We start from the raw sequence: 26,493 nt of genomic DNA on the forward strand, positions 1-26,493 counted from the left end.
GAAGCAGCTCAGCGGGCAGTTCCCGCGCAGGGGAAGCGCGGGTCAGGGGCGATGCGCTCCCGTGGAGCCCGATCCGGCGTCGTCGTTGCCCTCGCCGTCCTGCTTGTCGTCCTTCGGCGGAGTGTCCTTGCCGGCCTCGCGGGCCTTGGCCTCGCGCTCCCGCTGCTCCTCCTCGCGGCGGCGGCGCTCCTGCTCGCGGGCCCGCTGGCGGCGCTGTGCCTCGAGGTTCTGCAGGAACGCGGGATCGTCGTCGGGAGCCGTGGGGTTGCGGGGGGCCGGGCGCTGCGGACCGGAAGGCCCATCACTGCGCGGACGGCCGAACAGGAACCACATTCCGGCGCCGATCAGGGGAAGGATGAGGATCGTGACGAACCACGCGGTCTTCGAGATGCTCCGCACTTCGTGTTTTCGGCTCATGACGCAGTCGATCAGTGCGTAGATCACGACGGCGACCCCCAGGATCGCGGCGAAGAGCAGGAGGCGAGGCATGCGCCAATTGTAGGCGAGTAAACTTGGAGCGTGGCCTTCCTCAAATTCACCGCCCTGCGTCTGTTGCTGATCGTCGTGTTCTACGTGGCATGCGTGCTGCTGGGCCTGGGGCTCTTCCTGTCCGCGGTGGTGGCCGCCATCCTCGCCTGGTGCGTGACCTACCTCTTCTTCCGCGAGCTCCGCGATGCCGCCGCGGCAGCCCTGCAGCGCCGGTTCACGCCCGGGGCCCCACCGATCCGGACGGCCGTGGAGGTCGACGACGCCGCTGCCGAGGACTCCCTCGACCCCAACACCCGGGTGAACTCGGACCGTAGGCCGCGCGGCAACGCCGCCTGAGCCCCGAGCCGTACGGCGGCGTGCGGCCTAGGCGAGAACCGTGATCGCGATCCCCGCAGCGAACAGCACGCTGAAGGCGAGGTTGATCAGTCCGGTCTGCTTCAGTACCGGGATCAGGCTCTTGCGCTTCTTGCCCGTGAGCATCAGCCAGCTCGGCATCAGGCACGCCGGGATGAGCAGCAGGACCAGGAGCACCCACGGGTACTCGTTGCTCAGGAAGAGCGGCAGCAGGACGGCCGCGGCGAGCATCATGACGTAGCTGATCCGGGCCGCGGTGTCGCCGAGCCGGACTGCGAGGGTCTTCTTGCCCACCACGCTGTCCGTCGGGATGTCACGGACATTGTTGGCCATCAGGAGGGCCATGGCGATCAGGCCGGTGGAGACTGCGCCGATCCAGGCCGCTCCACTCAGCCTGTCCGCCTGCGTGAAGGTGGTCCCCAGGGTGGCGACGAGCCCGAAGAACACGAACACGAAGACGTCGCCGAGACCGAGGTAGCCGTAGGGGTTCTTCCCGCCCGTATAACCCCACGCCGCGGCGATGCAGCCCACGCCGACGAGCAGCAGCACCCAGGCCTGCGACAGGATGATCAGCGCCAGGCCCGCGAGGACCGCGAGGCCGAAGCACGCGAAGGCGGCGAGCTTGACCTGCTGCGGAGGGGCGGCGCCCGAACCTGTCAGGCGGAGCGGCCCCACGCGCTCGTCGTCCGTTCCGCGGATGCCGTCGGAATAGTCGTTGGCGTAGTTCACGCCGACCTGCAGCAGCGCCGAGACGATTGCTGCGAGGACCGCGTTGAGGGGCTTGAAGGATCCGAGGCCGTACGCGGCGGCGCTTCCGATGATCACCGGAGCGAAAGCCATGGGGAGGGTGCGGGGGCGGGCTCCTTCAAGCCATTGAGCGGCAGTCGCCACAGGTTCTTCCTTCTGGTGGGTCGGTGGTGGTGCGGGTGCCCGGGGAACGGCCTAGGCGCGTTCGAGGAGAGTCCGGATGGTCCGGCGGTCGGGCTTTCCGCCCGGCAGCAGGGGGAAGGCGTCGAGCGTCACGATGGCCTTGGGGACGGCGTGCGCCCCCAGCTCCACGTGGATCGCCTGCCGGATGACGTCGGCCTCGACATCGCCCACGATCGCCGCTGCGACGGCAGTACCCCACTCGGTGCTGCTGATGCCGAGCACCATGGCCTGTTCGACACCGGGCAGCGCCTCGATGACGTCGGAGACCCTGGCGGCGGAGACCTTCAGGGCGCCCGTGACGATGACGTCGTCGAGCCGGCCGTGCACCGTGACGGACCCGTCGAGGGCCACGTCACCGGCGTCGTCCGTCACGAACCAGCGCTGGCCGGAGTTGAAGACGAACCGCTCCTCGGTGAGTTCCGGAGCGTTCAGGTAGCCGTCCGCCAGGACCGGGCCGCCGATGCGCAGGCGGCCGTCCACGGAACGGAGTTCGACGCCGTCGAGCGGGGTTCCGTCGTAGACGCATCCGCCGCAGGTCTCGCTCATGCCGTAGGTCTCGACGATCCTCAGGTCGTGGCTGCGGGCGAGGGCGCGCAGCGGCGCCCCCGCCGGTGCGCCCCCGAGGAGGATGGCATCGAAGCGTCGCAGCAGCCGGAGTGTCTCGGGGGAGGGATCGGCCAGCAGCCGGTGGAGCTGGGTGGGAACCAGTGACGTGAAGCGGACGCGATCCGTCAGTTCCGCGGCGGCGTCCGTGAAGGACTCCGGTGTGAAGCCCGCAGCGGTGTCCATGACCCACGGCTGCGTCCCGGCGTAGAGGGACCGCACGAGGACCTGGAGACCGGCGACGTAGTGCACGGGCAGCGTGAGCAGCCACTGGCCCTCGGCCTTGAGGGCGAATGCCGTGCCCATGGCCGAGGCGGCGAGGGCGTCGACGCTGAGCATCGTCTGTTTGGGGGTGCCGGTCGACCCCGAGGTGCTGATGACTGCAGCGATCTCGTCGTTGGGCAGGAGGCCGTCGAAAGCCTGGTCCGGTCGCGCGTGGGGCGCGACGGCGGGTCCCTCGCCGGCCAGCGCCGCTGCGAGGGGCTTCAGCAGCCCGAGCGGATCGAATCCCTCGGGTGTGTGGATGGGCAGGAGTTCCACGCCGCTCCTAGAAGTAGTAGGGGAACGAGGACCAGTCCGGGCTGCGCTTCTCGAGGAATGCTTCCTTGCCCTCCACTGCCTCGTCGGTCATGTAGGCCAGGCGGGTCGCCTCGCCGGCGAAGACCTGCTGGCCCGCGAGGCCGTCATCGGCGAGGTTGAAGGCGAACTTGAGCATGCGGATGGCCTGCGGGCTCTGGCGGGCGATGTCGGCGGCGTACGCGAGCGCCGTCGTCTCCAGTTCCTCGTGGTCCACCGCCTCGTTGACCGCGCCCATCTCCACCATGTCCTGCGCGGAATATGTGCGCGCAAGGAAGAAGATCTCCCGTGCCTTCTTCTGCCCGATCTGCCGGGCCAGGAGCGCCGAGCCGTAGCCGGCGTCGAAGCTGCCCACGGTGGCGTCGGTCTGCTTGAACCTCGCGTGCTGCGCGGAGGCGATGGTCAGGTCGGCGACGACGTGCAGGCTGTGTCCGCCACCTGCCGCCCAGCCGTTGACGACGGCGATGACCACCTTGGGCATGGTGCGGATGAGCCGCTGCACCTCGAGGATGTGGAGGCGCCCGGCGCGTGCGGGATCGATCGTCTCCGTCGTCTCGCCCTCCGCGTACCGGTAGCCGTCGCGGCCTCGGATGCGCTGGTCGCCACCGGAGCAGAAGGAGTGGCCGCCGTCGCGGGGGCTCGGGCCGTTACCGGTCAGCAGCACGGTGGCGACGTCGGGCGTCATCCGGGCGTGGTCGAGGGCGCGGTACAGCTCGTCCACGGTGCCGGGGCGGAAGGCGTTGCGGACCTCGGGGCGATCGAAGGCGATCCGGACGGTGGGGAGGTCGCGCACCACGGTGCCCTCGGCGTCGCGCTCCACCTGGCGGTGGTACGTCATGTCCGTGAAGTCCTCGAACCCGGTGACGATGCGCCATCGGGTGGGGTCGAAGATGTCGGATGCCTTGGCGGGGAGCTCTGAAGTCACCCGTCGAGTCTAGCCGCGCGTCGGTGGGCGGGAACTCCCGCCGGTCCGCTCGGGGATGCAGGACCGGCGGCCTCCGGGTCCGGTCGACCCGGCGGACGTGGGGGCAGGCGAGGTCCGGCGTGATCCGGAGGGTGGTAGGTGTTGCCACGAGCCGGCGTGGCAGCGGGGTCTCCGGCCGTGTCCGAGCGCCACGACTCCCGCAGCGCATCGATCCCGTCGAGGAGCAGGTCCAGTCCTACGGCGAACTCCTCGTCGTAGTCGTAGCCCGACCGCGCCAGTTCGACGACGACCTCCATCAGGTAGGGGTACAGCTCCGCGGCGTCGGCCGGCTGCCCCTCCCGCGTCGCAGCCGCGACCTCGGCGGACTCCTCCGGCGTCTCGAACGAGAGCGTCTTCTGCTGCAGGGCGAAGCCGTAGACGTAGGCGTCCAGGGCGGAGGTCACGTGGACGGTGGTCCGGAAGGAGAAGCCGCTCTCGCGCAGGCAGCCCATCATGGCGTTGTGCTGCCGCAGGCTCTCCGGTCCCGGTCTGCCGTGGGCCTCCATCAGTCCGATCGCCCAGCGGTGCCGGGTGAGCGCGGCGCGGAGCGAGACGGCGCGCTCGCGCATGGCGCGCTTCCATCCCTGCTCGGCGCCCGGCTCGGTCACCTCGCCCCAGACGATGTCCACCATCCCGTCGAGCAGGTCCTCCTTGTTCGCGACATGTTTGTACAGGGCCATCGGAACCACTCCGAGCCCCTGCGCGAGCGTGCGCATCGTGAAGCCGTCGATCCCCACGCCATCGGCGAGCACTATGCCGGCACGCAGTACCGCCTGCCTGTTGAGGCGGCGGCGCCCTGACTCTTCCTGCTGGGCCACGGATGCTCCTCCCGGGGTGCGTACTGGTCCATTGACAAAGTGTACGCAATACACCTACCGTCGAGGCACAAGTGTACGCCGTACACATCAGGCCGACAGGAGCATCATGACATCCGACGACAGGGTTGCCCGGGTAGCCGGGATCTTCTTCCTCGTCACGTTCGTCTCGGCGATCACGGGCGCCGTGCTCTACGCGCCGGTGCTCGGCGACCCGGACTACGTCAGCGGACCGGGAGCGGACGTCCGCATCCTCCTCGGCGCCGTGTGCGAGATAGTGCTGGTGATCACGAACGTCGGCACGGCGATCGTCCTCTTCCCCGTGCTCCGGCGTCACCACGAGGCTGCGGCACTCGGCTACGTCGCTGCGCGGATCATCGAGTGCGCGCTCATCGTCGTCGGGATGCTCGGCGTGCTGGCCGTCGTGACCCTTCGCCAGGCCGCAGCCCAGGAGGGCGGCGGGGACGGCGAGTCCTACGTGCCCGTGGCCCGCGCCCTCGTGGCACTCCATGACTGGACGTTCCTGCTCGGGCCCGGGTTCACCGTCGGGATCGGGAACGGCCTGCTGCTCGGGTTCCTCATGTACCGGTCGGGCCTCGTGCCTCGCCGCATGGCGCTGCTGGGGCTCATCGGCGGGCCTCTCATGTCGGTGTCCGGAATCGCGGTGCTCTTCGGGGCGTACGAGCAGACGTCGGTCTGGTCCGGGCTGGCCACGCTCCCGGAGATCGCGTGGGAGGCATCACTGGGCATCTATCTCACGTTCATGGGGTTCCGCCGGACGGGCTCCCGCGCTGCAGCCCTGCCGGGCAGGGTGGGGGAGGCGGGCCGGGCCCCTCGTGCCTAGCGCTGCAGCTGGGCGACGTTCACCGCACTGCGCACGGCGGGGAAGTAGCCGGACTTGTAGCCTTCGGCCGTGGGGTGCAGGTTGTCCCCGGCGCCGGCGCGGAAGGTGATCCAGGGCGACGGCGAGCCGAGGCCGTGGCCGTCGAACTTCGGGACCAGATCGACGAACGTGAAACCGTTCGCCGTGGCCTGCTGGCGCAGAACGGTGTTGAGTGCGTCCGTGCCGGCGTTGAAGGCGGCCTGCGATGCCACGGGGATGACGGGGTTGCCGAACTCCGGCGAGAACAGATGCGGATATCCCGTGACCACCACGGTGGCATTCGGTGCGGCGGTCCGGATGGACCGGTACAGGGCATCGAGGTCCAAGGCCAGGACCGGCAGCGACGCCTCGTTCCGGCCTGCGACGGCCTGCGCGCACACGGGGGCCGGCTGGGTGGCGCAGACGCCGGCCACCTCCCCGAATCCCGCGTCGTTGCCGCCGGCGGAGATGGTGACCAGGTCCGTGGAGGGGGACAGTGCTCCGGCGGCACGTGTCCGCGCCACCTGCTCCGGAAGGTCGAGGGCGCCACCGGGTTCCGTCGCGACCTTCGCGCCGGCGCAGGTCGCGTCCGCCACGAGTTCCACCTGCTTCCTGCCGTCCAGGATCCCGGGCAGGCCGAGCGGAGACTGTCCGCAGGCATTGACGTAGGAGCCCGCACCGTAGCCGGAGGCGTAGGAATCCCCCAGGGCCACGTAGGCGAGGGGCTCCTTCGGCGCTGCGACGACCGGGCCTGCTCCGCCGGCAAGGACGGCGCAGGTGGCGGCCGCGAGGGTGACGGTCCTGAGGATGTGGTTCCGGAGGGGGCGCATGGGGGAGGTCATGGCCCAACCGTACTCGCGGACGTGGGCCTGTCGAGGAGCAGATTCGTGATACGGAGGGTGCAGAGGCGCCGACCTGCCTGATCGGTGATCAGTACCTCGTGGGTGGTCAGGGTCCGGCCCAGGTGGATCGGCGTGGCGGTGATGGTGACCGTACCCTCCCGCGCGCCCCTGTGGTGGGTGGCTGAGACGTCCACCCCGACCGCCGTCTTCCCGAGGATCGAGGCGTGGATCACTGCGGCCCAGGACCCGACGGCCTCGCCGACGGCGAGGGAGGCCCCGCCATGGAGGAGCCCGAAGGACTGGCGGTTGCCCTCCACCGGCATGGTCGCCACGACACGGTCGACGGATTGCTCGACGATGGCGACGCCCATCTTCTCGTCGAGCTCACCGAGCGTGATGGTCCACGGGGAATGTGGCTCATGCGTCATTGCGGGGGTGCTCCTGGCGGTGTGATCCGGCGGGGTTCGTCCGCCACTCTAGCCTCCGTGAACACAGCGCCGGGAAGCAGCGGGTCATAACAATACGATCACAGAGAATTCGTCGACCCCTCTCTGACCTGCGTTTATGCAGGGTTTCGGCCCATGGCGGACCGCGTGGAAGCGCTCCCACTTGACAGTGTGCTACGTCACAGTCAGGATGGATCCACAGCGTGAGAGCGCTCCCACCGGGGTTGATCTCCCGGCCCGGATCGCGACTCGCGCTGATGCCACCACTCGCCCGGTGGCGGGTCGCGGGTGCTCCCGTGCCCGCCGCCGCACCATCGTCCTGGACCCGATCCGCACCGATCGGCCCGACGGCCGCGTCCCGTCCGGACACCACGCCCACCAGGAAAGTCCTACCCAGAGCCCGCTGCACCCCGCAGCGGGATCAGAGCTGACAAAGGAGTCACCCGTGCACAGCAGAGCACGCATCACCGCACTGTCCGCCGCCGCCGCATGCCTCGCCCTGGCACTCACCGCCTGTGGATCCGGCGGTACGGAGAATGCCGGAGTCGAAGGAGAGACCGGCGCGGAGGACGTCACCCTCGCCGTGGGCACGTTCAACGAGTTCGGCTACGAGGAACTCTTCAAGGAATACGAAGAGCTCAACCCGAACGTCACCATCGAGCACAAGAAGGCCGCCACCTCGAACGAGGCCCGCGACAACCTCACCACCCGACTCGCCGCGGGTTCGGGCCTCTCCGACATCGAGGCCATCGAGGTCGACTGGCTGCCCGAACTGCTGGAGTTCCCCGACCAGTTCGCCGACCTCTCCGACCCTGCCGTGGAGGGCCGGTGGCTCGACTGGAAGACCGAAGCCGCCACCACCGAGGACGGGCAGCTCATCGGTTACGGGACCGACGTCGGCCCCCAGGCCGTGTGCTACCGGGCAGACCTGTTCGAGAAGGCCGGGCTGCCCAGCGACCGCGAGGCCGTCGCGGAGATGCTCGAGGGTGACTGGCAGAACTACTTCGACGCCGGCAAGAAGTTCGTCGCCGCGAGCGGCGGCGTGGCCTGGTTCGACTCGGCCGGAGCCACCTACCAGGGCATGATCAACCAGGTCCAGAACGCCTACGAGGAAGATGACGGAACGGTCATGGCCACGGAGAACCCCGAGGTCAAGGACATCTACGAGCAGGTCCTGCAGGCCTCGGTCGAGGACGGGCTCTCCGCACACCTCACGCAGTGGGAGGACGACTGGGTAGCGAGCTTCCAGTCCGATGCGTTCGCCACGAAGCTCTGCCCCGGCTGGATGCTCGGCGTCATCGAGGGCAACGCCGAAGGTGTCGAGGGCTGGGACATCGCCGATGTCTTCCCCGGCGGCGGCGGCAACTGGGGCGGTTCGTACCTGACCGTCCCCACCCAGGGTGAGAACCAGGCCGAAGCCAAGAAGCTCGCCGACTGGCTCACGGCGCCCGAGCAGCAGGTCAAGGCCTTCGAGTCGAAGGGCACGTTCCCCAGCCAGGTCGAGGCGCTCGAGAGCGAGGAACTGCAGGGACAGGTCGATCCGTTCTTCAACGACGCGCCGACCGGCCAGATCCTGGCCAACCGCGCGACCGCCGTCGAGGTCACGCCGTTCAAGGGCCCCAAGTACTTCGCGATCAATGATGCGATGCAGCAGGCCCTGACCCGTGTCGACGTCGACAAGACCGACGACCCCGCCTCCTCCTGGGAGAAGTTCGTCACCGCTGTAGGCGCTCTGTAGCAGATGGCCGTCACGGACCGGGTCCAATCCCCACCTCCCGACACGAACCGGCAGGCTCCGCGCGACAAGAGCGTGAAGCGGCTGGCCTTCTCCCAGAAGGTCTCGAAGTGGGACGTCAAGCTGTCCCCGTATATCTACATCTCGCCGTTCTTCGTGCTCTTCGCCATCACGGGCCTGTTCCCCCTGCTCTACACCGCATGGGTCTCGCTCCACAACTGGAACCTCATCGGTGGCCAGGGCGCGTTCACGGGGCTCGAGAATTTCCAGTTCGTGCTCTCGCAGCCGTTCTTCTGGAATGCCGTAGGCAATACGTTCAGCATCTTCCTCCTCTCGTCCGTCCCGCAGGTAGTCCTCGCCATCGCCATCGCGGCGGTGCTCGACGCCAACCTGAGGGCCAAGACGTTCTGGCGGATGGGCGTCCTCGTACCTTTCGTGGTGGCCCCCGTGGCCGTCGGGTTGATCTTCAACAACCTCTTCGCTGACCAGGCAGGCCTGTTCAACGAGCTGTTGACGGGGATCGGGCTGGACCCGGTCCGCTGGCACGCCGACTCGCTCGCGAGTCACACGGCCATCGCGACGATGGTCAACTTCCGCTGGACGGGCTACAACGCCCTCATCTTCCTCGCCGCCATGCAGGCCATCCCCCGTGACGTCTACGAGGCGGCGACCATCGACGGTGCCGGGCGGCTCCGGCAATTCTTCTCCGTCACCGTCCCCATGCTGCGCCCGACCATCATCTTCGTGGTCATCACCGCCACCATCGGCGGACTCCAGATCTTCGACGAGGCCAGGGTCTTCGACCAGGCGGGCCTCGGCGGGGCTGACCGGCAATGGCAGACGCTCACCATGTACATCTGGGAGCTCGGCTGGGGCCAGCGCAACTTCGGCAGGGCCTCGGCTGTCGCCTGGCTCCTGTTCCTGATCATCGTCATCATCGCGATGGCCAACTTCCTCATCACCCGCCGCATCGCAAGCCAGGGAGGCCGACGATGAGCTCCATCCCCATGATCGAGCAGACCGCAGGCAAGGGCGCTGCCCGCGCGGCCCAGCGCGGGCTCGGCGCCAAGCGCCGCGGCGCTGCGGGCGGTACCATGCGGCGCCCGGGCTTCCTGACCTATGGATTCCTCGGGGCGGTCATCCTCGGCTCGCTGTTCCCGCTCTGGTGGTCCTTCCTCGTGGGGAGCCATGACAGCTCGGTGATCAGCAAGGGTGTCCCCTTGCTGCCGGGTGGCAATTTCTTCGCCAACGCGGCCACCGTGCTGGACAGCATCCCGTTCTGGAAAGCACTCGGCAACAGCATCATCGTCTCCACCGTGACGGCGGCGTCCGTGGTGCTGTTCTCCACCCTCGCCGGCTTCGCCTTCGCCAAACTCCGCTTCCGGGGCAGTAAGGGCCTGCTCGTCTTCGTGATCGCGACGATGGCCGTTCCCACCCAGCTGGGCGTGGTGCCGCTGTTCATCGTCATGGCGAAGCTCGGTTGGACGGGCTCGCTCTGGGCGGTCATCGTCCCTGGCGTGGTCACGGCCTTCGGCGTCTTCTGGATGACGCAGTACCTGCGGGACGCCCTGCCGGACGAGCTCATCGAGGCAGTCCGGATCGACGGCGCGTCCATGATCCAGGCCTTCTGGTACGTTGGGCTCCCGGCCGCACGGCCGGCAGCGGCGATGCTGGCTCTCTTCACGTTCGTGGCGACTTGGACCAACTTCTTCTGGCCGTTCATCGTGCTGGATCCGTCCAATCCCACCCTCCCGGTGGCACTGCAACTGCTTCAGGCAGCGCACTTCGTCGACTACTCGATCGTGCTCGCCGGAGCAGTGCTGTCCACCATCCCCCTGCTGCTTCTCTTCGCCGTAGCGGGACGCCAACTCGTTTCAGGAATCATGCAAGGAGCAGTCAAAGGATGAGCAGCACCGACATCACCTTCCCCGAGGGTTTCCTCTGGGGAGCGGCCACCGCCGCCTACCAGATCGAGGGCGGGGCCCAGGAGGGCGGCAGGGGGCCGTCCATCTGGGACACGTTCGCCAGGGTCCCGGGAGCCGTGGCGGATGCACACAACGGCGACGTGGCGTGCGACCACTACCACCGCTCGGCGGACGACGTCGCGCTCATGAAGAGCCTCAACCTGCAGGCGTACCGCTTCTCGACGTCGTGGTCCCGCTGCATGGCCGACGGCGTCACCCCCAATGTGGAGGGCATCCGCTTCTACTCCACGCTCGTGGACCAGCTTCTCGAGGCCGGCATCAAGCCGTGGCTCACCCTCTACCACTGGGACCTCCCGCAGGCCCTCGAGGACAAGGGCGGCTGGACCAACCGCGACACCGCCTACCGCTTCGCCGAGTACGCAGCGGTGATGCACGAGGCCCTCGGCGATCGCGTCCGCATCTGGACCACCCTCAACGAGCCCTGGTGCGCGGCCTTCCTCGGGTACGCGGCCGGCGTGCACGCACCGGGACGGCAGGAGCCGACGGCGGCCCTCGCGGCTGCGCACCACCTCCTGCTCGGACACGGGCTCGCGACGCAGGAACTGCGCCGCCGTGATGCGGACGCGACGCTCGGCATCACCCTGAACCTGACGGTGCCGGACCCCCTCGACCCCTCGAGCGAGGCGGATCGCGATGCCGCCCGCCGCATCGACGGACAGTTCAACCGCATCTTCCTCGACCCCGTGCTGCGGGGCGCCTACCCCGAGGACGTCCTCCAGGACGTCGAGCATCTGGGGCTGACCGATCACATCCGTGCGGGCGATCTGGAGATCATCGCGACCCCGATCGACGTGCTCGGCGTGAACTACTACCACGGCGAGGCCGTGACCAAGGAGCCGTCCGGCGAGGCCGCCCCGCAGGAGGGCCACGCACCGCTCGAACGCCCGGTCTCCTCGCCCTACGTCGCTGCGCACGGCGTGCGTTCGGTACCGCGCGGGCTGCCCGTGACTGCGATGGACTGGGAGGTGCAGCCCGATGGGCTCCGCCGCCTCCTGAACCGGCTGCAGGACGACTACACCGGGCCGGCCGGCATCCCGATCTACATCACGGAGAACGGCGCCGCCTACAACGACGTCCCGGACGCCGACGGCTTCGTCGACGACCAGGACCGCCTCGGCTTCTTCGAGGTCCACGTGCGGGCCATGAAGGACGCGATCGACGACGGTGTGGACCTCCGCGGCTACCTTGCGTGGTCGCTCATGGACAACTTCGAGTGGGCCTGGGGATACCACCAGCGCTTCGGCCTCGTGCGCGTGGACTACGAGACGCAGGAGCGCATCCCGAAGGCGAGTGCCCTGTGGTACGCGCGTCTCGCTGCCTCCAACGTGCTGCCTGACAAGAACGCGGCCACGGGCTCCCAGAAGGAGGGTGTCGTATTGTCGAGGTGATGAACGCCTCCCCGCCCCGATCGCTGCGCCAGGCCGCGCACCGCCCGAGCCCCACGCTCGAGGATCTTGCACGGGCTGCCGGCGTCTCGCGATCCACCGCATCGCGAGCGATCAACGGAGGGGACCGCGTCAGCCCTGAGGCCCAGGCGGCGGTGGACCGTGCCGTCGTCGACCTCGGGTACATCCCGAACAGGGCGGCGCGGAGCCTGGTGACGCGCCGCACGTCCTCGATAGCCCTGGTCATCCCGGAGCCGGACGTCCGCGTCATGATGGATCCCTTCTTCGCCGTCGTCATCACCGGCATCACGGAGGCGCTCCGGGAGACCGACGTGCAGCTGGTGCTGCTGATGTCGAGGACCCACGACGACTCGTCCCGCACCCTCCGCTACCTGCGGGGCGGGCACGTCGACGGCGCCATCGTGGTCTCGCACCACAAGTCCGACTCCTGGGCGAGGTCGCTGGCGCAGACGGGCCTCCCGACCATCTTCATCGGTCGGCCGTGGGACACGACCTACGACGTGACATATGTGGACACCGACAACGTCGGGGGCGGACGCCTTGCCGCGCAGCATCTGGCGAGCATCGGCCGGCGGCGCCTTGCGACGGTCGCCGGTCCTGCGGACATGACCGCCGCCGTCGACCGCCTGCGCGGGTGGAGGACCGGCCTCGCCGAAGCGGGCCTGCCCGAGGGCCCCGTGGTCCACGCGGACTTCACCACGGACGGCGCCGCCGTGGCAGCACGCAGGCTGCTGGCCGAGCATCCGGATATCGACGGGATCTTCGCGGCGTCGGACCTCATGGCGCTCGGCGTCATGGAGGTCATCCACGCCGCGGGCAAGACGGTCCCCGGGGATATCGCACTGATGGGCTATGACAACCACGCGGTGGCCGAGACGGCGCCGACGCCGCTCACCACCATCACGCAGCCCATGGTCGAGATGGCCGTGAAGGCGGGGTCGATGCTCCTCGAGGAGATCGAGGCTCCGGGCTCGCACCCGGAGCCGGTCGTCTACTCGACGGAGCTCGTGGAACGCGCCAGCACCTCGGTGGCTCCCACGGCATCCGCGGCGAACGCGTAGTCCCACGCGACGTCGCGCCAGCGCGAGTACCGTCCGCTCGCCCCGCCGTGCCCGCCGTCCATCTCCGTCTTCAGGACGATCGGCTCGGTGCCGGTGGTCGTCTCGCGGAGCTGCGCGACCCACTTCGCGGGTTCCACGTACAGCACCCGCGTGTCGTTGTAGCTCGTCACGGCGGCGATCCGCGGATACGCCACGGGCCGCACGTTCTCGTACGGGGTGTACTCCTTCATGTAGCGGTACACCTCGGGGTCCGTGATGGGATTGCCCCACTCCTCCCACTCGAGGGCCGAGAGCGGCAGTTCCGGGTCGAGGATCGTCGTCAGGGCGTCCACGAAGGGTACCTGCGCCACGATCGCCCGGTACTTCTCCGGTGCGAGGTTGGCGACGGCGCCCATGAGCAGGCCACCCGCGGACCCGCCCATCGCGGCGATCCGCCCGGCATCGACCCAGCCCGAGGTGACCAGATGGGTCGTGGCGTCGACGAAGTCCGTGAAGGTGTTCTTCTTGGCCAGCTTCTTGCCCTGCTCGTACCAGCTGCGGCCCATCTCGCCGCCTCCGCGGATGTGCGCGGTGACGAAGATGATGCCCCGGTCCAGCAGGGAAAGCCGGGCGATCGAGAACGCCGGGTCCATGCTGGCCTCGTAGCTCCCGTAGGCGTAGATCACGGCGGGATGGGTGCCGTCCTGTGCGAGGTCCGCACGGCGGACGACGGAGAGCGGGATCAGCGTCCCGTCGGCGGCGGGCGCCCACTGCCGTTCGGCGACGTAGTCGGCGGGGTCGTAGCCGCCGCGCACCTCCGTCTCCTTGCGCAGCTCCAATGAGCCGCCCTCGAGGACGTAGTCGTAGACGCGCGGGGGAGTGAGGTAGGAGGCGTAGGACAGCCGGATGATCGGGGAGTCGAACTCGGCATTGGCGAGGTTGCTCGTGAAGAGCTCCTCGTCGAAGTCCGGTTCCGTCGGCAGCCCCTGGTCCGGCGTCCCGAGGCCGGCGATCGGGAGGACCTGAACGCGCTCGATGGTGTCCTTCCGCACGGACAGCACCAGGTGGGTGCGGGTGACCGCCACGCCGTTCACGCGCACGTCGTCGTCGTGCGGGACGACCGTCGTCCACGCCTGCTCGGCGAGCGGCCGCGAGAACTCCGCGGCAGCGACCAGGCTCACCATGGAGTTCTTCGCGCCGCGGTCATGGGTCAGCAGGTAGTGCGGGACGCCGCCGATGCTGACGGGTTCGGCGTCGTAGAGGATGCGCTCGTCGCGCGGGATCAGCGTGGTGAGCCCGCCCTCCGGCCGGGAGAGATCGAGGACGCGGTACTCGCTGTACTCCGAGCAGCCGATGCTGATGAGCAGTTGCGTCCGGTCCGCCGATACCTCGAAGCCCGTCCACAGGGCGACGTCGTCCTCCTGGTACACGACGACGTCGTCCGCCACGGGCGTGCCCAGCGTGTGCGCCCGCACCTGGTACGGGCGCCAGGAGTCGTCGACGACCGTGTAGTAGACGCGCGAGCCGTCGGGCGAGAAGGACAGACCGTAGAAGATGTTCGGCACCTCGTCGGGAAGGAGCGCCCCGGTTCCGAGATCCTTGATGCGCAGCGTGAAGCGCTCGTCGCCGGCGTTGTCCTCGCAATAGGCGAGCAGGGTGCCGTCCTCGGTGACGGACATCCCTCCCAGGGAGAAGAACGGCTTGCCCTCGGCGAGTTCGTTGCCGTCGAGCAGGACCTGCTCGCCGGGGACGGGCCGCCCGGCGACCACCTCGGGCGGCGTCCAGTCACGGCCGAGATCCCCCGTGTCCTCGGCGGCCACGCGGCACTGGATGCCGTACTGCTTCCCCTCCTCCGTGCGCGAGTAGTACCACCAGCCCTTCTTGCGGGCGGGGACGGACAGGTCGGTCTCCTGCGTGCGGTCCTTGATCTCGTTGAAGATCGCCTCGCGCAACGGCTCCTGGTCACGCGTGACGGCGTCCGTGTACTCGTTCTCGCGCTTGAGGTAGTCGATCAGCTCGGGGCTCTCCTTCTCGCGCATCCACTCGTAGGCGTCCACGAACGTATCGCCGTGGTGCGTGCGCAGGTGGGGCACCTTCCTGGCCGGGGGCGGGACGGGGACGACGGGTGCGGTGGCATCAACGGTCATGGTTCCCATCTTGCCACTGCCGGTCCGGCGGGCGATGCCCGGCCGATACCCCTGCCGATACCCCTGCCGATGCTCCTGCCGATCCCTGCAGGAGCACCCGGTTGACCGTCCCGGGTGGGCATGCAATTCTGGAGCTGGCTTTTTACAGAACGAACGTTCGGTAATTCGCCGACGGACCGGAGACGACGAGGGAGACGAAGATGGCCGAGGCTTTCCTGGTGGGCGGCGTCCGCACGCCGGTGGGCCGCTACGGCGGAGCGCTCTCCGGCGTCCGCCCCGACGATCTCGCCGCCCTGGTGCTGTCCGCCGTCATCCAGCGTGCCGGCGCCGATCCGGCCACCGTCGACGAGGTGATCCTCGGCAACGCCAACGGAGCGGGCGAGGAGAACCGCAATGTGGCCCGGCTCGCGGCGCTGCTCGCGGGCTTCCCCGACAGCGTCCCCGGCATCACCGTCAACCGGCTCTGCGCCTCCGGCCTCTCGGCCATCATCATGGCCTCCCACATGGTCAAGGCGGGAGCCGCGGATGTCGTGGTGGCCGGCGGGGTCGAGTCCATGAGCCGCGCGCCGTGGGTCATGGAGAAGCCCGACAGGGCGTTCGCCACGCCGGGCGCCGTGTTCGACACCTCGATCGGCTGGCGCTTCACCAACCCGTTGCTCGCCGCCAGGGACAAGGCCACCTCTTCCATGCCGGAGACGGCGGAGGAGCTCGCGGCGCTGGATCGCATCACGCGCGACGACGCCGACGCCTTCGCGCTGCGATCCCACCAGCGCGCACTCGCGGCGATGGAGGCGGGACGGTTCGGCGACGAGATCGTGCCCGTGCAGGTCAACCGCGGGAGGACGTCCTTCTCAGTGGACACGGACGAGGGACCCCGGGCGGACACCACCCTCGAGGTCCTCGCCCGGCTCCGCCCCGTGGTCCGCCCCGACGGCATCGTCACGGCCGGGAATTCGAGCTCGCTGAACGACGGCGCCTCGGCCGTCGTCGTCGCCTCCGAGGCCGCCATCGGGCGGTACGGGCTGACCCCCCGCGCCCGGATCCTCGACGGGGCGTCAGCGGGTGTCCCGCCGGAGATCATGGGCATCGGTCCCGTGCCGGCGACGCACAGGGTCCTCGAGCGCACGGGGCTCACCGTCGCCGACCTCGGCGCCGTCGAACTCAACGAGGCCTTCGCCGCACAGTCGCTCGCGTGCATCCGGCGCCTCGGACTCGACGAGGAGATCGTGAACCGCGACGGCGGCGCCATTGCCCTCGGGCACCCGCTCGGTTCCTCGGGCGCCCGGATCGCCGTCACCCTGCTAGGCAGGATGGAACGCGAGCTCTCCGGACCGTCCCGGCGCCTCGGCCTCGCGACCCTGTGCGTCGGCGTCGGACAGGGTACCGCCATGCTCATCGAGGCCGTGTGATGCACGCGTCGCTGGAACTGACCGAGGGCCCGGACCGCCTCGTCGTCGCACTGCACCGGCCGGAGGTGCGCAACGCGATCGACCGTCGGATGGTGGACGACCTGCATGCGGTGTGCGAAGGCCTGGAGCGCGAACCACGGATGCTCATCCTCACCGGGGCGGAGGGCGTCTTCGCGTCCGGCGCCGATATCGCGGAGCTGCGGGAACGCAGGCGTGACGATGCGCTGGCGGGCATCAACTCGACACTCTTCGCGCGGATCGCGAAGCTCCCCATGCCCGTCATCGCGGCCCTCGACGGCTTTGCCCTCGGCGGTGGGGCGGAACTGGCCCTCGCCGCGGACTTCCGCCTTGCGACGCCCCGCCTGAGGATCGGCAACCCGGAGACCGGCCTCGGCATCCTGCCCGCCGCCGGTGCCACCTGGCGGCTCAAGGAACTCGTGGGGGAGCCGCTCGCCCTGGAGATCCTCCTCGCCGGGCGGATCCTCTCGGCCGAGGAAGCCCTCGCCGCGCGACTCGTCACCGCGATCCATGCCCCCGAGGACCTCCTCCAGGCCGCGCACGAGCTCGCGGACCGGATCGGCCGGCTGGACCCGCTCGCCGTCAGGATCACCAAGAGCGTGTTCCACGCGCCACGCGACGCGCATCCCGTGATCGATCAGCTCGCGCAGGCGGTGCTCTTCGAGTCCGCGGCGAAGTTCGAGCGCATGCAGCGTTTCCTCGACCGGAAGAAGGACTCATGAGCGGCTTCCCCCACCGCGTCGGCGTGCTGGGGGGCGGACGCATGGGAGCGGGCATCGCCCACGCCTTCTGCCTCGCCGGATCCGACGTCGTCGTCGTCGAACGGGACGACGCCTCGGTGGCGGCCGGCCTCGACCGCGTCCGGGAGGCCTTCGCACGCAGCGTGGAACGAGGGGCGACGACGGCCACGCTCGCGGATCTCGAGGCCCGCGTCTCGGTGTCGACGGACTACGCGGCCTTCAGCCCCTGCGCCCTCGTCGTCGAGGCCGTCCCGGAGGACCTCCCCCTGAAGCGCGCCGCGCTCCGCGCCGTCGAGGATGTGCTCGACGACGGCGCGTGGCTCGCGACGAACACGTCGTCCCTCTCGGTCGACGCGCTCGCGGACGCGCTGCGCCGCCCGGAGCGCTTCTGCGGCCTCCACTTCTTCAACCCCGTGCCCGCATCGGCCCTGATCGAGGTGGTCCTGGGGGCCCGCACGTCGGCCGAGCTCGAGGCGGAGACGCGGTCCTGGGTGACGAAGCTCGGCAAGACGCCCGTCGTCGTGCGGAACACCCCCGGGTTCGCGAGCTCGCGCCTCGGGGTGGCCATCGCGCTCGAGGCCATGCGGATGCTGGAGGAGGGCGTGGCGTCGGCCGAGGACATCGACGCCGCCATGGTCCTCGGCTACAGGCACCCGGTCGGCCCGCTGCGCACCACGGACATCGTGGGGCTCGATGTCCGCCTCGGCATCGCCGAGTACCTCGAATCCACCCTCGGGCCGCGCTTCGCCCCACCGGCGATCCTGCGCGAGAAGGTGGCGCGGGGCGAGGTCGGGCGCAAGAGCGGCCGCGGCTTCTTCGCCTGGGACGTCGCCCCGCCGTCGCCTGCCTCCCCGTCGCCTGCTGTTCCATCGACCGACCACCTCCCGTCCGGTACGCGCCCGGACCCATCCCCGCAGCACCAGTGAAAGGCGAGCGGACCATGACAACCGCCCCGGAACGAGTACAGATCGATGTCGTCCCCAGTTTCCTCGAGGACTCCTGGTGGGCGCCGGAGCGCTCGGCGGCCGATGGCGACGGCACGGTGGTGCGCGATGCCAGCACGGGCGAGGAGCTCGCCGTCGTCAGCACCGCCGGCATCGACACGGCAGCCGCCGTCCGCCACGCGAGGACCACGGGCCAGGCCGCCCTCGGCCGGTTCACGTTCCACGAGCGTGCCCTGAAGCTCAAGGAACTGGCGCAGCACCTGAACGCGCACCGTGAGCCGCTGTACGAGCTGTCTGCGCGGACGGGGGCGACGAGGGTCGACTCGATGGTGGACATCGACGGCGGCATCGGCGTGCTGTTCACCTTCGGATCGAAGGGCCGCCGCGAGCTGCCGAACTCGCACGTGATCGTCGACGGCCCTCCCGAGGTGCTGTCCAGGGACGGCTCCTTCCTCGGGACGCACATCCACACGCGCATCCCCGGCGTCGCGGTGCAGATCAACGCCTTCAACTTCCCGGTGTGGGGCATGCTCGAGAAGCTCGCGCCCGCGTTCCTCGCCGGCGTGCCCACCATCGTCAAGCCCGCGACACCCACCGGGTTCCTCACCGCCGCCGTCGTGAAACTGATCATCGGCTCGGCGATCCTCCCCGACGGCGCGCTGCAGCTCATCTCCGGACCGGCCCGCGACATCCTCGACCACCTCGACTACCGCGACCTCGTATCCTTCACCGGCTCCGCCTCGACCGCGAACCACCTCAAGGCACATCCGTCGGTGGAGCGGGGAGGCGTCCGCTTCACCTGCGAGACCGACTCCCTCAACGCCGCCATCCTCGGCCCCGACGCCGTCCCCGGGACGCCGGAGTTCGACGCCTTCGTGAAATCCCTCGTCACCGAGATGACGGTGAAGGCGGGCCAGAAGTGCACCGGCATCCGGCGGTCCATCGTGCCCGAGGCCCTGGTCGACGACGTCGTGCGGGCTGCCGGCGAGCGCATCCGGTCGCGGGTGACACTCGGTGATCCCCGCGCCGAGGGCGTCACCATGGGTGCGCTCGCGTCACTCGCCCAGCTCGAAGGGGTGCAGGACGCCGTCCGCGAGCTGATCGACGGAGGGGCGTCGGTGGCCTTCGGTTCGCTCGACGCGCCCGACGTCGTGCTCGCCGACAACACCTCCGGGAAGGCCCCTGATGGTGCGTTCATGGAGCCGGTGCTGCTCACCTGGCAGGACGTGGAGGCGGGCGCCCTGCACTCGGTGGAGGCCTTCGGCCCGGTCGCATCGGTCATCGGCTACAGCGACCTCGCCCACGCCGTCCACCTCGCCACCCTCGGCTCGGGGTCCCTCGTCGCGACGGTCTGCACCGATGATGCGCGCGTGGCGCAGGAACTGGTCCTCGGCATCGCCGCGCACCACGGGCGGGTGCTCATCCTCAACCGCGAGGACGCCCGCACCTCCACCGGACACGGCTCGCCCGTCCCGCACCTGGTGCATGGCGGGCCGGGCCGGGCAGGCGGCGGCGAGGAGCTGGGCGGCATGCGCTCGGTCCTCCACCACATGCAGCGCACCGCCGTGCAGGGGTCGCCGAACATGCTCACCGCCGTCACGGGGGAGTGGCACGCCGGGGCGGACCGCAGGTTCGACGTCGTGCATCCGTTCCGGAAGGACCTCTCGACGCTGCGGATCGGCGATGCCGTCCGGTCCGAGCTGCGGCAGGTGACGCTGGAGGACATCACCGCGTTCGCCGAGACCACCGGCGACACGTTCTACGCCCACACGGACGAGGAGGCTGCTGCCGCCAATCCGTTCTTCCCGGGCATCGTGGCGCACGGCTACCTGCTGGTCTCCTGGGGCGCCGGCCTCTTCGTGGACCCCGCTCCCGGGCCCGTCCTCGCCAACTACGGCCTCGAGAACCTGCGTTTTCTCACGCCGGTCGCCGCGGGGGACTCGATCCGCGTCACCCTGACGGCCAAACGCATCACGCCGCGCGAGACGGACGAGTACGGCGAGGTCGCCTGGGATGCCGTGCTACAGAACCAGGAGGACGAGATCGTGGCGACCTACGACGTCCTGACCCTCGTGCGGAAGTAGCCGGCGCCCGCGGGAGGGCGCCCGCTCCTGCCTCGGCCCACACCGGCAACGTGCACCTGGGACGCGACGTGGAAGCCGGCCCTGGCCCGTCCGTGACCGACGCCCACGTGGAGGAGTCACGGTCGGCGCAGCACCCACAGTCCGCGCTGCCGCGCCGCGCTGGTGCAGGCCACGTCCGTGCCCGCCGCCAGCGCCGCCACCCTGTCGCCGTCGTAGCCCTCCAGCGCGGAGATCCAGCGAGCGATCCGGACCGCCCTTCCCTGCTCATGGGCCCCGGTGGGAGCCGGGCTACTGGTGCCGCGCGTACGGGCGACTCCGCCACGGTTCGTCGGCACTTCCACGACGTCCGTGCGAGCAGCGTGACGCGTCGGTGAGGGGTTCGGCGTGCCCTGGGCGCGTAGGTGGACGGCTTCGATCCCCTGAGGGCGCCGGTCCGACGACTACGCGCGGTCAGCGCCGGTGGAGCCCGTCGAACACCATGCCGATGACGTCGTCGGCCAGTTTCTCCGCCGTCAGGGGGCCGCCGGGCCGGTACCACTCGACGATGGAGTTGATCGTCCCGAAGATCAGGCGCGTCGTGGTCCGGGGGTCGATGTCCTTGCGGATGGAGCCCTCGTGCCGGGCCGCGTCGACGAGCGCCGACACCTCGCGGTCGAAAGTCCGCCGCCTGTCCAGTGCCTCGCGCTCCACCTCCGTATTGCCCCGCAGCCGCAGCAGGAGGGTGACGAACGGGAGCCGCTCGGTCAGGACGGCGATCGTTCCGCGAAGCACGAACTCGAGACGGGCATCGGCAGGACCGGAACCCGCCCGGCCGTCCTCGAGCACCGCCTCCAGCCCCCCGAGCGCATGGTCGAGCGCGAGCCGCAGCAGGTCGCCCTTGGACGGTACGTGGTGGTAGATGGCGGACTTGCTGATGCCGAGGTCCTCGGCCAGCATGCCCATCGACGTCGCCTCGTATCCGTGGCGGTTGAAGGCGGCGACCGCGACGGCGAGGACCGACTGCTGGTCGTAGCCCGGCCGGCCCCGCCGGGCGGTCGACGTCGGCGTGGACCCTGTGGCAGTCATACGGCCATTTTCGCATGACCGTTCGGGCGGCCCGGCGCGTCAAGGATAGTTAGCCTGTCTAGATGGTAGTAGCCTTACTAGTACCATCCTGCTTGACCTCTGAGAGGGCGCTGACGTGCCGACCACATCCTGGGAGCTCCGACTCCGGGCACTCGCGATCTTCATCTCCGGGGAGGGCCGGGAGCCGTCCCCCCGGGCCTCGACCCCTGGGGAGCACCGGTTGGCTCTGTGGCTGGACGAACAGCGCAAGGCCGTCCGCGCCGGCCGGCTCGACGGCACCCGCGTCGAGCAGCTCCGCTCAGCAGGTCTGCTCGCTGCGGGGGAGGGGAATGCCGACCCGCGCACCGGTGCGGCCTGGCTGAAGGTCGCCAGCATCGCGGAGTTCCTCGAGGAGGAGTCGCGGCTCCCGTCCCTGACCTCTCCTGCGTCCGCGGGTGAGAAGCGGCTCGCGGCCTGGATGCATGCGCAACTGGCGGGCCGTACCTCTGCAACGGCGCCGGCCGAGGCCCTGCGCGGCATCCTCGAGGCCGCCGGGAGCCGGGGCGCGCGCGAGTTCGCGCACATGGCCTGAGGCCGGAACGGTTCAAGCGCCCGGTCCGGCCGGGTGGGCCCTGTCGTGCCGCCCGTACCCGTGATAGTTTCTGCGCACATGCAGCGCAAGACCCCCTGCCGCACTGCTCATCCGAGGGGAAGACATGGGAACCCTGGTGGCGGCGGGCGGCAAGGCGACGCTCACGCTGGTGGCACCCGAGATCCAGCGGCTCCGGTGGAGCGCGCGGGTAGGCATCACGCCCGACGACGCCCGTGCCGTCCTCGCCGCGAGCAGGCTGATGTCCGCAGGCGCCCCCTACGCGATCCTCGTCCACATGACGAGCATCATCGACCTTCCTCCAGGTGCCCGGGCCGTGTTCAATTCCGAGGTGCTCGTGGTGGCGGCGGCACTCGTGGGAGAGGGGCCCATGGACGAGGTCCTGGCCGCCGGAGCCTGCAAGGCCGTGCACGCCACCCGGTTCTTCACCTCGGAGTCGAGCGCCCGGGAGTGGCTGCAGGCCTCCCTTGCGGCGCGCACGGCGCGCGAGGACGAGTAAGCCGCGCGGGACGGCGCCGCGCGCCGTTGACCGGCGCTCCACCGCCTCCTTATACTGAACGAACGGTCGGTAATTAGTCCGGGCGTCCCGACGAGCGAGGCAGGCACCATGACGTCTACGGCAATCGACGCAGGACACCGCGCGGACTCCGACGCCGCCGGCGAGCGGCTCTTCGACGAGCTCATCGCCCGGGACTCCCGCGTGGAACCCCGTGACTGGATGCCCGCCGACTACCGCAGGTCCCTGACCCGCCAGATCTCCCAGCACGCGCACTCCGAGATCATCGGCATGCAGCCGGAGGCGAACTGGATCACCCGGGCGCCGTCGCTCAAACGCAAGGCCGTCCTCATGGCCAAGGTCCAGGACGAGGCCGGGCACGGACTCTATCTCTACTCGGCGGCAGAGACCCTCGGGACCTCCCGCGACCAGATGACCGAGGACCTCATCGCAGGCAGGGCGCGCTATTCGAGCATCTTCAACTACCCCGTCCTGACGTGGGCCGACATCGGTGCGATCGGCTGGCTCGTCGACGGCGCCGCCATCTGCAACCAGGTGCCCCTGTGCCGCGCGTCCTACGGACCCTACGGGCGCGCGATGGTCCGCATCTGCAAGGAGGAGTCCTTCCACCAGCGGCAGGGGTTCGAGATCCTCCTCGAGCTCGCGAGCGGGACTCCCGAGCAGCGGTCGATGGCGCAGGACGCCGTCGACCGCTGGTACGCCCCGTCGCTCATGATGTTCGGGCCCCCGGACGAGGAGTCGCCGAACTCGCGGAAATCCATGGAGTGGAACATCAAGCGGTTCTCCAACGACGAGCTGCGCTCCCGCTTCGTGGGGATGGTGGTGGAGCAGATCAAGGTCCTCGGCCTCGACCTGCCCGACGCGGACGTCCGCTACAACGGGGAGGCCGGCCGCTGGGAGCACGGGCCACTGGACTGGAACGAGTTCAAGGAGGTCCTCGCCGGTCGCGGTCCCTGCAACGCGCAGCGTATGGAGCGGCGCCGTGAGGCCCACGAAGAGGGCGCCTGGGTGCGCGACGCCGCGGCGGCCTACGCGGCGAAGCGGGCCCTCACGACGGCGGAGGTGGCCTAGGTGACCGGGGGATCGACGACGGGCGACGACGGGGCGACGGCGACGGCGCCGTCGTCGGAGCCGCACCGGACGCGCGCAGCCTGGCCGCTCTGGGAGGTCTTCGTGCGGTCGTCGCGCGGCCTCTCGCACGTCCATGCGGGGTCGCTGCACGCCCCCGACGCCGAGATGGCGGTGCGCAACGCCCGCGACCTGTACACGCGGCGCAACGAGGGCGTGAGCCTCTGGGTGGTCCCTGCGGCCGCGATCATCACAAGCGATCCCGATGCGAAGGACACCTTCTTCGAGTCGCCGCAGGGCAAGGACTACCGCCACGCCACGTACTACACCAAGAGCGAGGGGGTGAAGCACCTGTGAGCGAGGCCGACGCCAGCGCCACGCGCATCACGCCGGGCAACGCGCTGCGCCCGGAGGACATCGCGCTGCTGGAGACGAAGCCCGGCGAGGCCGTCGGGCAGTACGCGCTGTGGCTCGGCGACGACGCCCTGATCCTGGCGCAGCGCCTCGGCTGGTGGATCTCACGCGCTCCCGAACTCGAGGAGGACGTGGCCCTCGCGAACATCGCGCTGGACCAGATCGGCCATGCGCGGTCCTTCCTGACCTACGCCGGCCGTGCATGGGACAGGACCGAGGATGATCTCGCCTACTTCCGACGCGAGCCCGAGTTCCGTTCGGTGCACCTCGTCGAGCAGCCCAACGGCGATTTCGCCCGCACGATAGCGCGGCAGTTCGCCGTCGCGCTCTACCAGTGGGAGCTGTATTCACGCCTTGTCCACTCGAGCGATGCGACGCTCGCCGCGATCGCCGCGAAGGCCGTCAAGGAGGTGGACTACCACCGCGACCACAGCATCCAGTGGCTCCTCCGCCTCGCCCTCGGCACCGACGAATCCCGCCGCCGCATGATCGCCGGACTCGAGCTGACGTGGCCCTACGTGGACGAGCTGTTCACCGACTACCCGCTCGTCGACGCGGTGGGCGACGCCGGGGTCCGTCCCAGCACCCTCCGGGCGTCCTTCGACGCCGCCGTGCAGCGCGTCCTCGACGAGGCCGAGCTCGCGCTTCCCGCGGTACCCGGGGCCGTGGGCGGTGGGCGGCTCGGACGTCACAGCGAGCACCTCGGGTACATCCTCGCCGAGCTCCAGGTCCTCGCCCGCGAGCATCCGGGAGCGTCGTGGTGACCGTCACGGGGCCGCGCCCCTCCGCCACGCCCGACGCCGAGGTCTGGAACATCGCCGCCACCGTCTGCGACCCGGAGATCCCCGTCCTCACGATCGAGGACCTCGGCGTGCTGCGGGACGCGCGTGTCACGGAGTCGGGCCAGGTGCTCGTCACCATCACCCCGACGTACTCGGGCTGCCCGGCCATGGACGCCATCCGGGATGACGTGGCGGCTGCGCTCCACGGAGGCGGATACGACGACGTCGTCGTCCGCCTGGTGCTCGCACCGGCCTGGACCACGGACTGGCTCAGCGACGGCGGCAAGGCCAAGCTCTCGGCGTACGGCATCGCGCCTCCCTCGGGGACGGCGGCGACCGGCCCGGTGCGGATCGGGCTGAGCGTCAAGTGCCCCCAGTGCTCGTCCCTGAATACGCGCGAGATGACCCGCTTCGGATCCACGTCCTGCAAGGCGCTCTACGTGTGCACCGACTGCCGGGAACCCTTCGACTACTTCAAGGTGCACTGATGGCCGTTGTCCTCGCCCCCTCGACCAGGCGGCGCAGCGCCTTTCACCGACTGACCGTGAGCGGCGTGCGCCGGCTGACGGAGGACGCCGTCGAGGTCACGCTCGAGGTGCCCCCTGAGCTGCAGGAGAAGTACGACTACCTGCCCGGGCAGTACGTCGCACTGCGCGCCCTGCTCGAGGTCGACGGTGAACCGAAGGAGATCCGGCGCAACTACTCGATCTGCGCCGACCCGCGCCCCGGGGAGCTGCGCGTCGCGGTGAAGCGGGACCTCGGCGGGGTCTTCTCGACGTGGGTGAACGAGACCCTGAAGGCAGGGGACGCCCTCGACGTGATGAGCCCTCTCGGGCAGTTCACACCGCAGACCACTCCGGGGCAGCAGGCGCTCTCACTCGTCGCCGTCGCGGCCGGGTCCGGCATCACGCCGGTGATCGCCATCGCCCGGTCCATGCTCGCGAGCGGCCCGAACGTCCGCTTCGACCTCATCTACGCGAACCGTGCGGCAATGGATGTCATGTTCCTCGAGGAACTGGCCGATCTGAAGGATCGCTACCCGGCCCGCTTCGCACTGCATCACGTGTTGTCCCGGGAGCAGCGGATCTCACCCCTGCTGTCCGGGCGGATCGACGCCGAGAAGCTGGAGAAACTGCTCGGCACGGTGGTCGCCGCCGAGCACGTGGACGAATGGTTCCTGTGCGGCCCCTTCGACCTCGTGCAGCTGTGCAGGGACGTCCTGGCCGCGCGGGGCGTACCTGCCGACAGGGTGCGGTTCGAGCTCTTCACCACCGGGGAGCCTGCCCGTCCGGAGGGCAGCATCGGCCGGCCGGTAGCCCCGGCCGGGAACGGCGAGAACTACACCATCTCCTTCAACCTCGACGGGCTGCGCGGATCGGTGCAGAGCCCCACCCACGCGCGCGAGTCCATCCTCAACGCCGCGCTCCGGGTTCGGCCGGATGTGCCCTTCGCCTGCGCGGGCGGAGTCTGCGGAACGTGCCGGGCGAAGGTGGTCGAGGGAACGGTGGAGATGCAGGAGAACTATGCGCTCGAGCCCGACGAGGTCGCCGAAGGTTTCGTCCTCACCTGCCAGGCCCACCCGACCAGCGACGCCGTGTCCGTCGACTACGACGCCTAGGAGCAATCATGGCCGCCCCCACGACGCCGTCGCCCCCGGATGCGGACAACG

Annotated in this window: 28 protein-coding genes; 18 read left to right on the plus strand and 10 right to left on the minus strand. The window is 69.8% G+C overall.

The window, feature by feature from the left end; all coding sequences use genetic code 11:
- Positions 1-42: 42 nt before the first annotated feature.
- Entirely contained in the window at positions 43-489 is a 447-nt protein-coding gene (locus AC1MFI_RS08035) for a PLD nuclease N-terminal domain-containing protein (protein ID WP_479820618.1), read from the minus strand.
- Between the two features lie 30 nt (positions 490-519).
- Between AC1MFI_RS08035 and AC1MFI_RS08040 the strand changes: the two genes are divergently transcribed.
- Positions 520-825 carry a DUF4229 domain-containing protein gene (locus AC1MFI_RS08040; RefSeq protein ID WP_479820619.1) on the plus strand — a complete coding sequence of 102 codons (306 nt, stop codon included), beginning with the start codon at positions 520-522 and terminating at the stop codon, positions 823-825.
- Between the two features lie 27 nt (positions 826-852).
- On the opposite strand, the gene AC1MFI_RS08045 is transcribed toward AC1MFI_RS08040, so the two are convergent.
- From AC1MFI_RS08045 to AC1MFI_RS08060, 4 genes are read right to left on the minus strand one after another with little or no spacing between them, the layout of a single operon-like run.
- Entirely contained in the window at positions 853-1,734 is an 882-nt protein-coding gene (locus AC1MFI_RS08045; protein WP_479820620.1) for a 1,4-dihydroxy-2-naphthoate polyprenyltransferase, read from the minus strand.
- 51 nt (positions 1,735-1,785) lie between these two features.
- Positions 1,786-2,916: an AMP-binding protein gene (locus AC1MFI_RS08050; RefSeq protein ID WP_479820621.1), complete on the minus strand. Its 1,131-nt coding sequence runs from the start codon at positions 2,914-2,916 to the stop codon at positions 1,786-1,788.
- Positions 2,917-2,923: 7 nt separating this feature from the next.
- On the minus strand, positions 2,924-3,877 hold the full coding sequence (locus AC1MFI_RS08055; protein ID WP_479820623.1) for a 1,4-dihydroxy-2-naphthoyl-CoA synthase: 954 nt from the start codon (positions 3,875-3,877) through the stop codon (positions 2,924-2,926).
- Positions 3,874-4,734 (minus strand): TetR/AcrR family transcriptional regulator C-terminal domain-containing protein, encoded by an 861-nt coding sequence (locus AC1MFI_RS08060; protein ID WP_479820625.1) that lies wholly within the window; start codon positions 4,732-4,734, stop codon positions 3,874-3,876. Before AC1MFI_RS08060 ends, AC1MFI_RS08055 begins: the two co-directional genes overlap by 4 nt.
- 106 nt (positions 4,735-4,840) lie before the next feature.
- Between AC1MFI_RS08060 and AC1MFI_RS08065 the strand changes: the two genes are divergently transcribed.
- Complete coding sequence (locus AC1MFI_RS08065; protein WP_479820626.1) at positions 4,841-5,575, plus strand: DUF4386 domain-containing protein; 735 nt, start codon at positions 4,841-4,843, stop codon at positions 5,573-5,575.
- Here AC1MFI_RS08065 and AC1MFI_RS08070 read toward each other — a convergent pair.
- Both AC1MFI_RS08070 and AC1MFI_RS08075 read right to left on the minus strand, forming a co-directional pair.
- Positions 5,572-6,435 carry an SGNH/GDSL hydrolase family protein gene (locus tag AC1MFI_RS08070; RefSeq protein WP_479820627.1) on the minus strand — a complete coding sequence of 288 codons (864 nt, stop codon included), beginning with the start codon at positions 6,433-6,435 and terminating at the stop codon, positions 5,572-5,574. The genes AC1MFI_RS08065 and AC1MFI_RS08070 overlap by 4 nt on opposite strands.
- Positions 6,432-6,863 carry a hotdog fold thioesterase gene (locus tag AC1MFI_RS08075; protein ID WP_479820628.1) on the minus strand — a complete coding sequence of 144 codons (432 nt, stop codon included), beginning with the start codon at positions 6,861-6,863 and terminating at the stop codon, positions 6,432-6,434. The genes AC1MFI_RS08070 and AC1MFI_RS08075 overlap by 4 nt, the downstream gene beginning before the upstream one ends.
- A 463-nt stretch (positions 6,864-7,326) precedes the next feature.
- On the opposite strand from AC1MFI_RS08075, the gene AC1MFI_RS08080 reads away from it, so the two are divergent.
- The 5 genes from AC1MFI_RS08080 to AC1MFI_RS08100 are packed head-to-tail and all read left to right on the plus strand — an operon-like array spanning position 7,327 to position 13,068.
- Positions 7,327-8,619, plus strand: coding sequence for an ABC transporter substrate-binding protein (locus AC1MFI_RS08080; RefSeq protein WP_479820629.1), 1,293 nt, complete (start codon positions 7,327-7,329; stop codon positions 8,617-8,619).
- 3 nt (positions 8,620-8,622) lie between these two features.
- Positions 8,623-9,612, plus strand: coding sequence for a carbohydrate ABC transporter permease (locus AC1MFI_RS08085; RefSeq protein ID WP_479820631.1), 990 nt, complete (start codon positions 8,623-8,625; stop codon positions 9,610-9,612).
- Entirely contained in the window at positions 9,609-10,523 is a 915-nt protein-coding gene (locus tag AC1MFI_RS08090; RefSeq protein ID WP_479820633.1) for a carbohydrate ABC transporter permease, read from the plus strand. Before AC1MFI_RS08085 ends, AC1MFI_RS08090 begins: the two co-directional genes overlap by 4 nt.
- Positions 10,520-11,989 (plus strand): GH1 family beta-glucosidase, encoded by a 1,470-nt coding sequence (locus AC1MFI_RS08095; protein WP_479820634.1) that lies wholly within the window; start codon positions 10,520-10,522, stop codon positions 11,987-11,989. The genes AC1MFI_RS08090 and AC1MFI_RS08095 overlap by 4 nt, the downstream gene beginning before the upstream one ends.
- Positions 11,989-13,068 carry a LacI family DNA-binding transcriptional regulator gene (locus tag AC1MFI_RS08100; RefSeq protein ID WP_479820635.1) on the plus strand — a complete coding sequence of 360 codons (1,080 nt, stop codon included), beginning with the start codon at positions 11,989-11,991 and terminating at the stop codon, positions 13,066-13,068. The genes AC1MFI_RS08095 and AC1MFI_RS08100 overlap by 1 nt, the downstream gene beginning before the upstream one ends.
- On the opposite strand, the gene AC1MFI_RS08105 is transcribed toward AC1MFI_RS08100, so the two are convergent.
- On the minus strand, positions 12,999-15,194 hold the full coding sequence (locus tag AC1MFI_RS08105) for a S9 family peptidase (protein ID WP_479820637.1): 2,196 nt from the start codon (positions 15,192-15,194) through the stop codon (positions 12,999-13,001). The genes AC1MFI_RS08100 and AC1MFI_RS08105 overlap by 70 nt on opposite strands.
- A gap of 200 nt (positions 15,195-15,394) precedes the next feature.
- Between AC1MFI_RS08105 and AC1MFI_RS08110 the strand changes: the two genes are divergently transcribed.
- Genes AC1MFI_RS08110 through paaZ form a run of 4 tightly spaced genes read left to right on the plus strand, consistent with a single transcriptional unit; the run spans position 15,395 to position 20,389 of the window.
- Positions 15,395-16,603 (plus strand): thiolase family protein, encoded by a 1,209-nt coding sequence (locus AC1MFI_RS08110; protein WP_479820638.1) that lies wholly within the window; start codon positions 15,395-15,397, stop codon positions 16,601-16,603.
- Entirely contained in the window at positions 16,603-17,343 is a 741-nt protein-coding gene (locus AC1MFI_RS08115; RefSeq protein ID WP_479820640.1) for an enoyl-CoA hydratase/isomerase family protein, read from the plus strand. The genes AC1MFI_RS08110 and AC1MFI_RS08115 overlap by 1 nt, the downstream gene beginning before the upstream one ends.
- Positions 17,340-18,287, plus strand: a complete 948-nt coding sequence (locus AC1MFI_RS08120) for a 3-hydroxyacyl-CoA dehydrogenase family protein (RefSeq protein WP_479820642.1) — start codon at positions 17,340-17,342, stop codon at positions 18,285-18,287. Before AC1MFI_RS08115 ends, AC1MFI_RS08120 begins: the two co-directional genes overlap by 4 nt.
- 14 nt (positions 18,288-18,301) lie before the next feature.
- A complete protein-coding gene (gene paaZ / locus AC1MFI_RS08125; protein ID WP_479820643.1) occupies positions 18,302-20,389 on the plus strand; it encodes a phenylacetic acid degradation bifunctional protein PaaZ in 2,088 nt (695 codons plus the stop codon).
- Between the two features lie 116 nt (positions 20,390-20,505).
- On the opposite strand, the gene AC1MFI_RS08130 is transcribed toward paaZ, so the two are convergent.
- Both AC1MFI_RS08130 and AC1MFI_RS08135 read right to left on the minus strand, forming a co-directional pair.
- Positions 20,506-20,724, minus strand: a complete 219-nt coding sequence (locus AC1MFI_RS08130) for a hypothetical protein (protein WP_479820644.1) — start codon at positions 20,722-20,724, stop codon at positions 20,506-20,508.
- Between the two features lie 115 nt (positions 20,725-20,839).
- Complete coding sequence (locus AC1MFI_RS08135; RefSeq protein WP_479820646.1) at positions 20,840-21,454, minus strand: TetR/AcrR family transcriptional regulator; 615 nt, start codon at positions 21,452-21,454, stop codon at positions 20,840-20,842.
- Positions 21,455-21,569: 115 nt separating this feature from the next.
- Between AC1MFI_RS08135 and AC1MFI_RS08140 the strand changes: the two genes are divergently transcribed.
- From AC1MFI_RS08140 to paaE, 7 genes are all read left to right on the plus strand, one after another.
- Complete coding sequence (locus tag AC1MFI_RS08140; RefSeq protein WP_479820648.1) at positions 21,570-22,025, plus strand: helicase associated domain-containing protein; 456 nt, start codon at positions 21,570-21,572, stop codon at positions 22,023-22,025.
- Between the two features lie 124 nt (positions 22,026-22,149).
- A complete protein-coding gene (locus tag AC1MFI_RS08145) occupies positions 22,150-22,542 on the plus strand; it encodes a DUF7793 family protein (RefSeq protein WP_479820650.1) in 393 nt (130 codons plus the stop codon).
- Between the two features lie 108 nt (positions 22,543-22,650).
- A complete protein-coding gene (gene paaA, locus AC1MFI_RS08150; RefSeq protein ID WP_479820652.1) occupies positions 22,651-23,631 on the plus strand; it encodes a 1,2-phenylacetyl-CoA epoxidase subunit PaaA in 981 nt (326 codons plus the stop codon).
- A gap of 102 nt (positions 23,632-23,733) precedes the next feature.
- Positions 23,734-23,985 (plus strand): 1,2-phenylacetyl-CoA epoxidase subunit PaaB, encoded by a 252-nt coding sequence (paaB, locus tag AC1MFI_RS08155; protein ID WP_479820823.1) that lies wholly within the window; start codon positions 23,734-23,736, stop codon positions 23,983-23,985.
- Entirely contained in the window at positions 23,982-24,806 is an 825-nt protein-coding gene (gene paaC, locus AC1MFI_RS08160) for a 1,2-phenylacetyl-CoA epoxidase subunit PaaC (RefSeq protein ID WP_479820654.1), read from the plus strand. The genes paaB and paaC overlap by 4 nt, the downstream gene beginning before the upstream one ends.
- The gene (gene paaD, locus AC1MFI_RS08165) at positions 24,800-25,312 is read left to right on the plus strand and encodes a 1,2-phenylacetyl-CoA epoxidase subunit PaaD (RefSeq protein ID WP_479820655.1); all 513 of its coding nucleotides are present in this window, start codon (positions 24,800-24,802) and stop codon (positions 25,310-25,312) included. The genes paaC and paaD overlap by 7 nt, the downstream gene beginning before the upstream one ends.
- Positions 25,312-26,442, plus strand: coding sequence for a 1,2-phenylacetyl-CoA epoxidase subunit PaaE (paaE, locus tag AC1MFI_RS08170; RefSeq protein ID WP_479820656.1), 1,131 nt, complete (start codon positions 25,312-25,314; stop codon positions 26,440-26,442). The genes paaD and paaE overlap by 1 nt, the downstream gene beginning before the upstream one ends.
- Positions 26,443-26,493: the final 51 nt, after the last annotated feature.

The sequence above is a fragment of the Arthrobacter sp. BC5 genome, from assembly GCF_056680255.1.

Coding starts and splice junctions, on each gene's coding strand:
- AC1MFI_RS08145 (WP_479820650.1), top strand. CDS start 22,150: ATGGGAACCCTGGTGGCGGCGGGCGGCAAGGCGACGCTCACGCTGGTG.
- paaA (WP_479820652.1), top strand. CDS start 22,651: ATGACGTCTACGGCAATCGACGCAGGACACCGCGCGGACTCCGACGCC.
- AC1MFI_RS08075 (WP_479820628.1), bottom strand. CDS start 6,863: ATGACGCATGAGCCACATTCCCCGTGGACCATCACGCTCGGTGAGCTC.
- AC1MFI_RS08120 (WP_479820642.1), top strand. CDS start 17,340: ATGAGCGGCTTCCCCCACCGCGTCGGCGTGCTGGGGGGCGGACGCATG.
- AC1MFI_RS08070 (WP_479820627.1), bottom strand. CDS start 6,435: ATGACCTCCCCCATGCGCCCCCTCCGGAACCACATCCTCAGGACCGTC.
- AC1MFI_RS08105 (WP_479820637.1), bottom strand. CDS start 15,194: ATGACCGTTGATGCCACCGCACCCGTCGTCCCCGTCCCGCCCCCGGCC.
- AC1MFI_RS08090 (WP_479820633.1), top strand. CDS start 9,609: ATGAGCTCCATCCCCATGATCGAGCAGACCGCAGGCAAGGGCGCTGCC.
- AC1MFI_RS08135 (WP_479820646.1), bottom strand. CDS start 21,454: ATGACTGCCACAGGGTCCACGCCGACGTCGACCGCCCGGCGGGGCCGG.
- AC1MFI_RS08085 (WP_479820631.1), top strand. CDS start 8,623: ATGGCCGTCACGGACCGGGTCCAATCCCCACCTCCCGACACGAACCGG.
- AC1MFI_RS08110 (WP_479820638.1), top strand. CDS start 15,395: ATGGCCGAGGCTTTCCTGGTGGGCGGCGTCCGCACGCCGGTGGGCCGC.
- paaZ (WP_479820643.1), top strand. CDS start 18,302: ATGACAACCGCCCCGGAACGAGTACAGATCGATGTCGTCCCCAGTTTC.
- AC1MFI_RS08095 (WP_479820634.1), top strand. CDS start 10,520: ATGAGCAGCACCGACATCACCTTCCCCGAGGGTTTCCTCTGGGGAGCG.
- AC1MFI_RS08115 (WP_479820640.1), top strand. CDS start 16,603: ATGCACGCGTCGCTGGAACTGACCGAGGGCCCGGACCGCCTCGTCGTC.
- AC1MFI_RS08065 (WP_479820626.1), top strand. CDS start 4,841: ATGACATCCGACGACAGGGTTGCCCGGGTAGCCGGGATCTTCTTCCTC.
- AC1MFI_RS08100 (WP_479820635.1), top strand. CDS start 11,989: ATGAACGCCTCCCCGCCCCGATCGCTGCGCCAGGCCGCGCACCGCCCG.
- AC1MFI_RS08035 (WP_479820618.1), bottom strand. CDS start 489: ATGCCTCGCCTCCTGCTCTTCGCCGCGATCCTGGGGGTCGCCGTCGTG.
- paaE (WP_479820656.1), top strand. CDS start 25,312: ATGGCCGTTGTCCTCGCCCCCTCGACCAGGCGGCGCAGCGCCTTTCAC.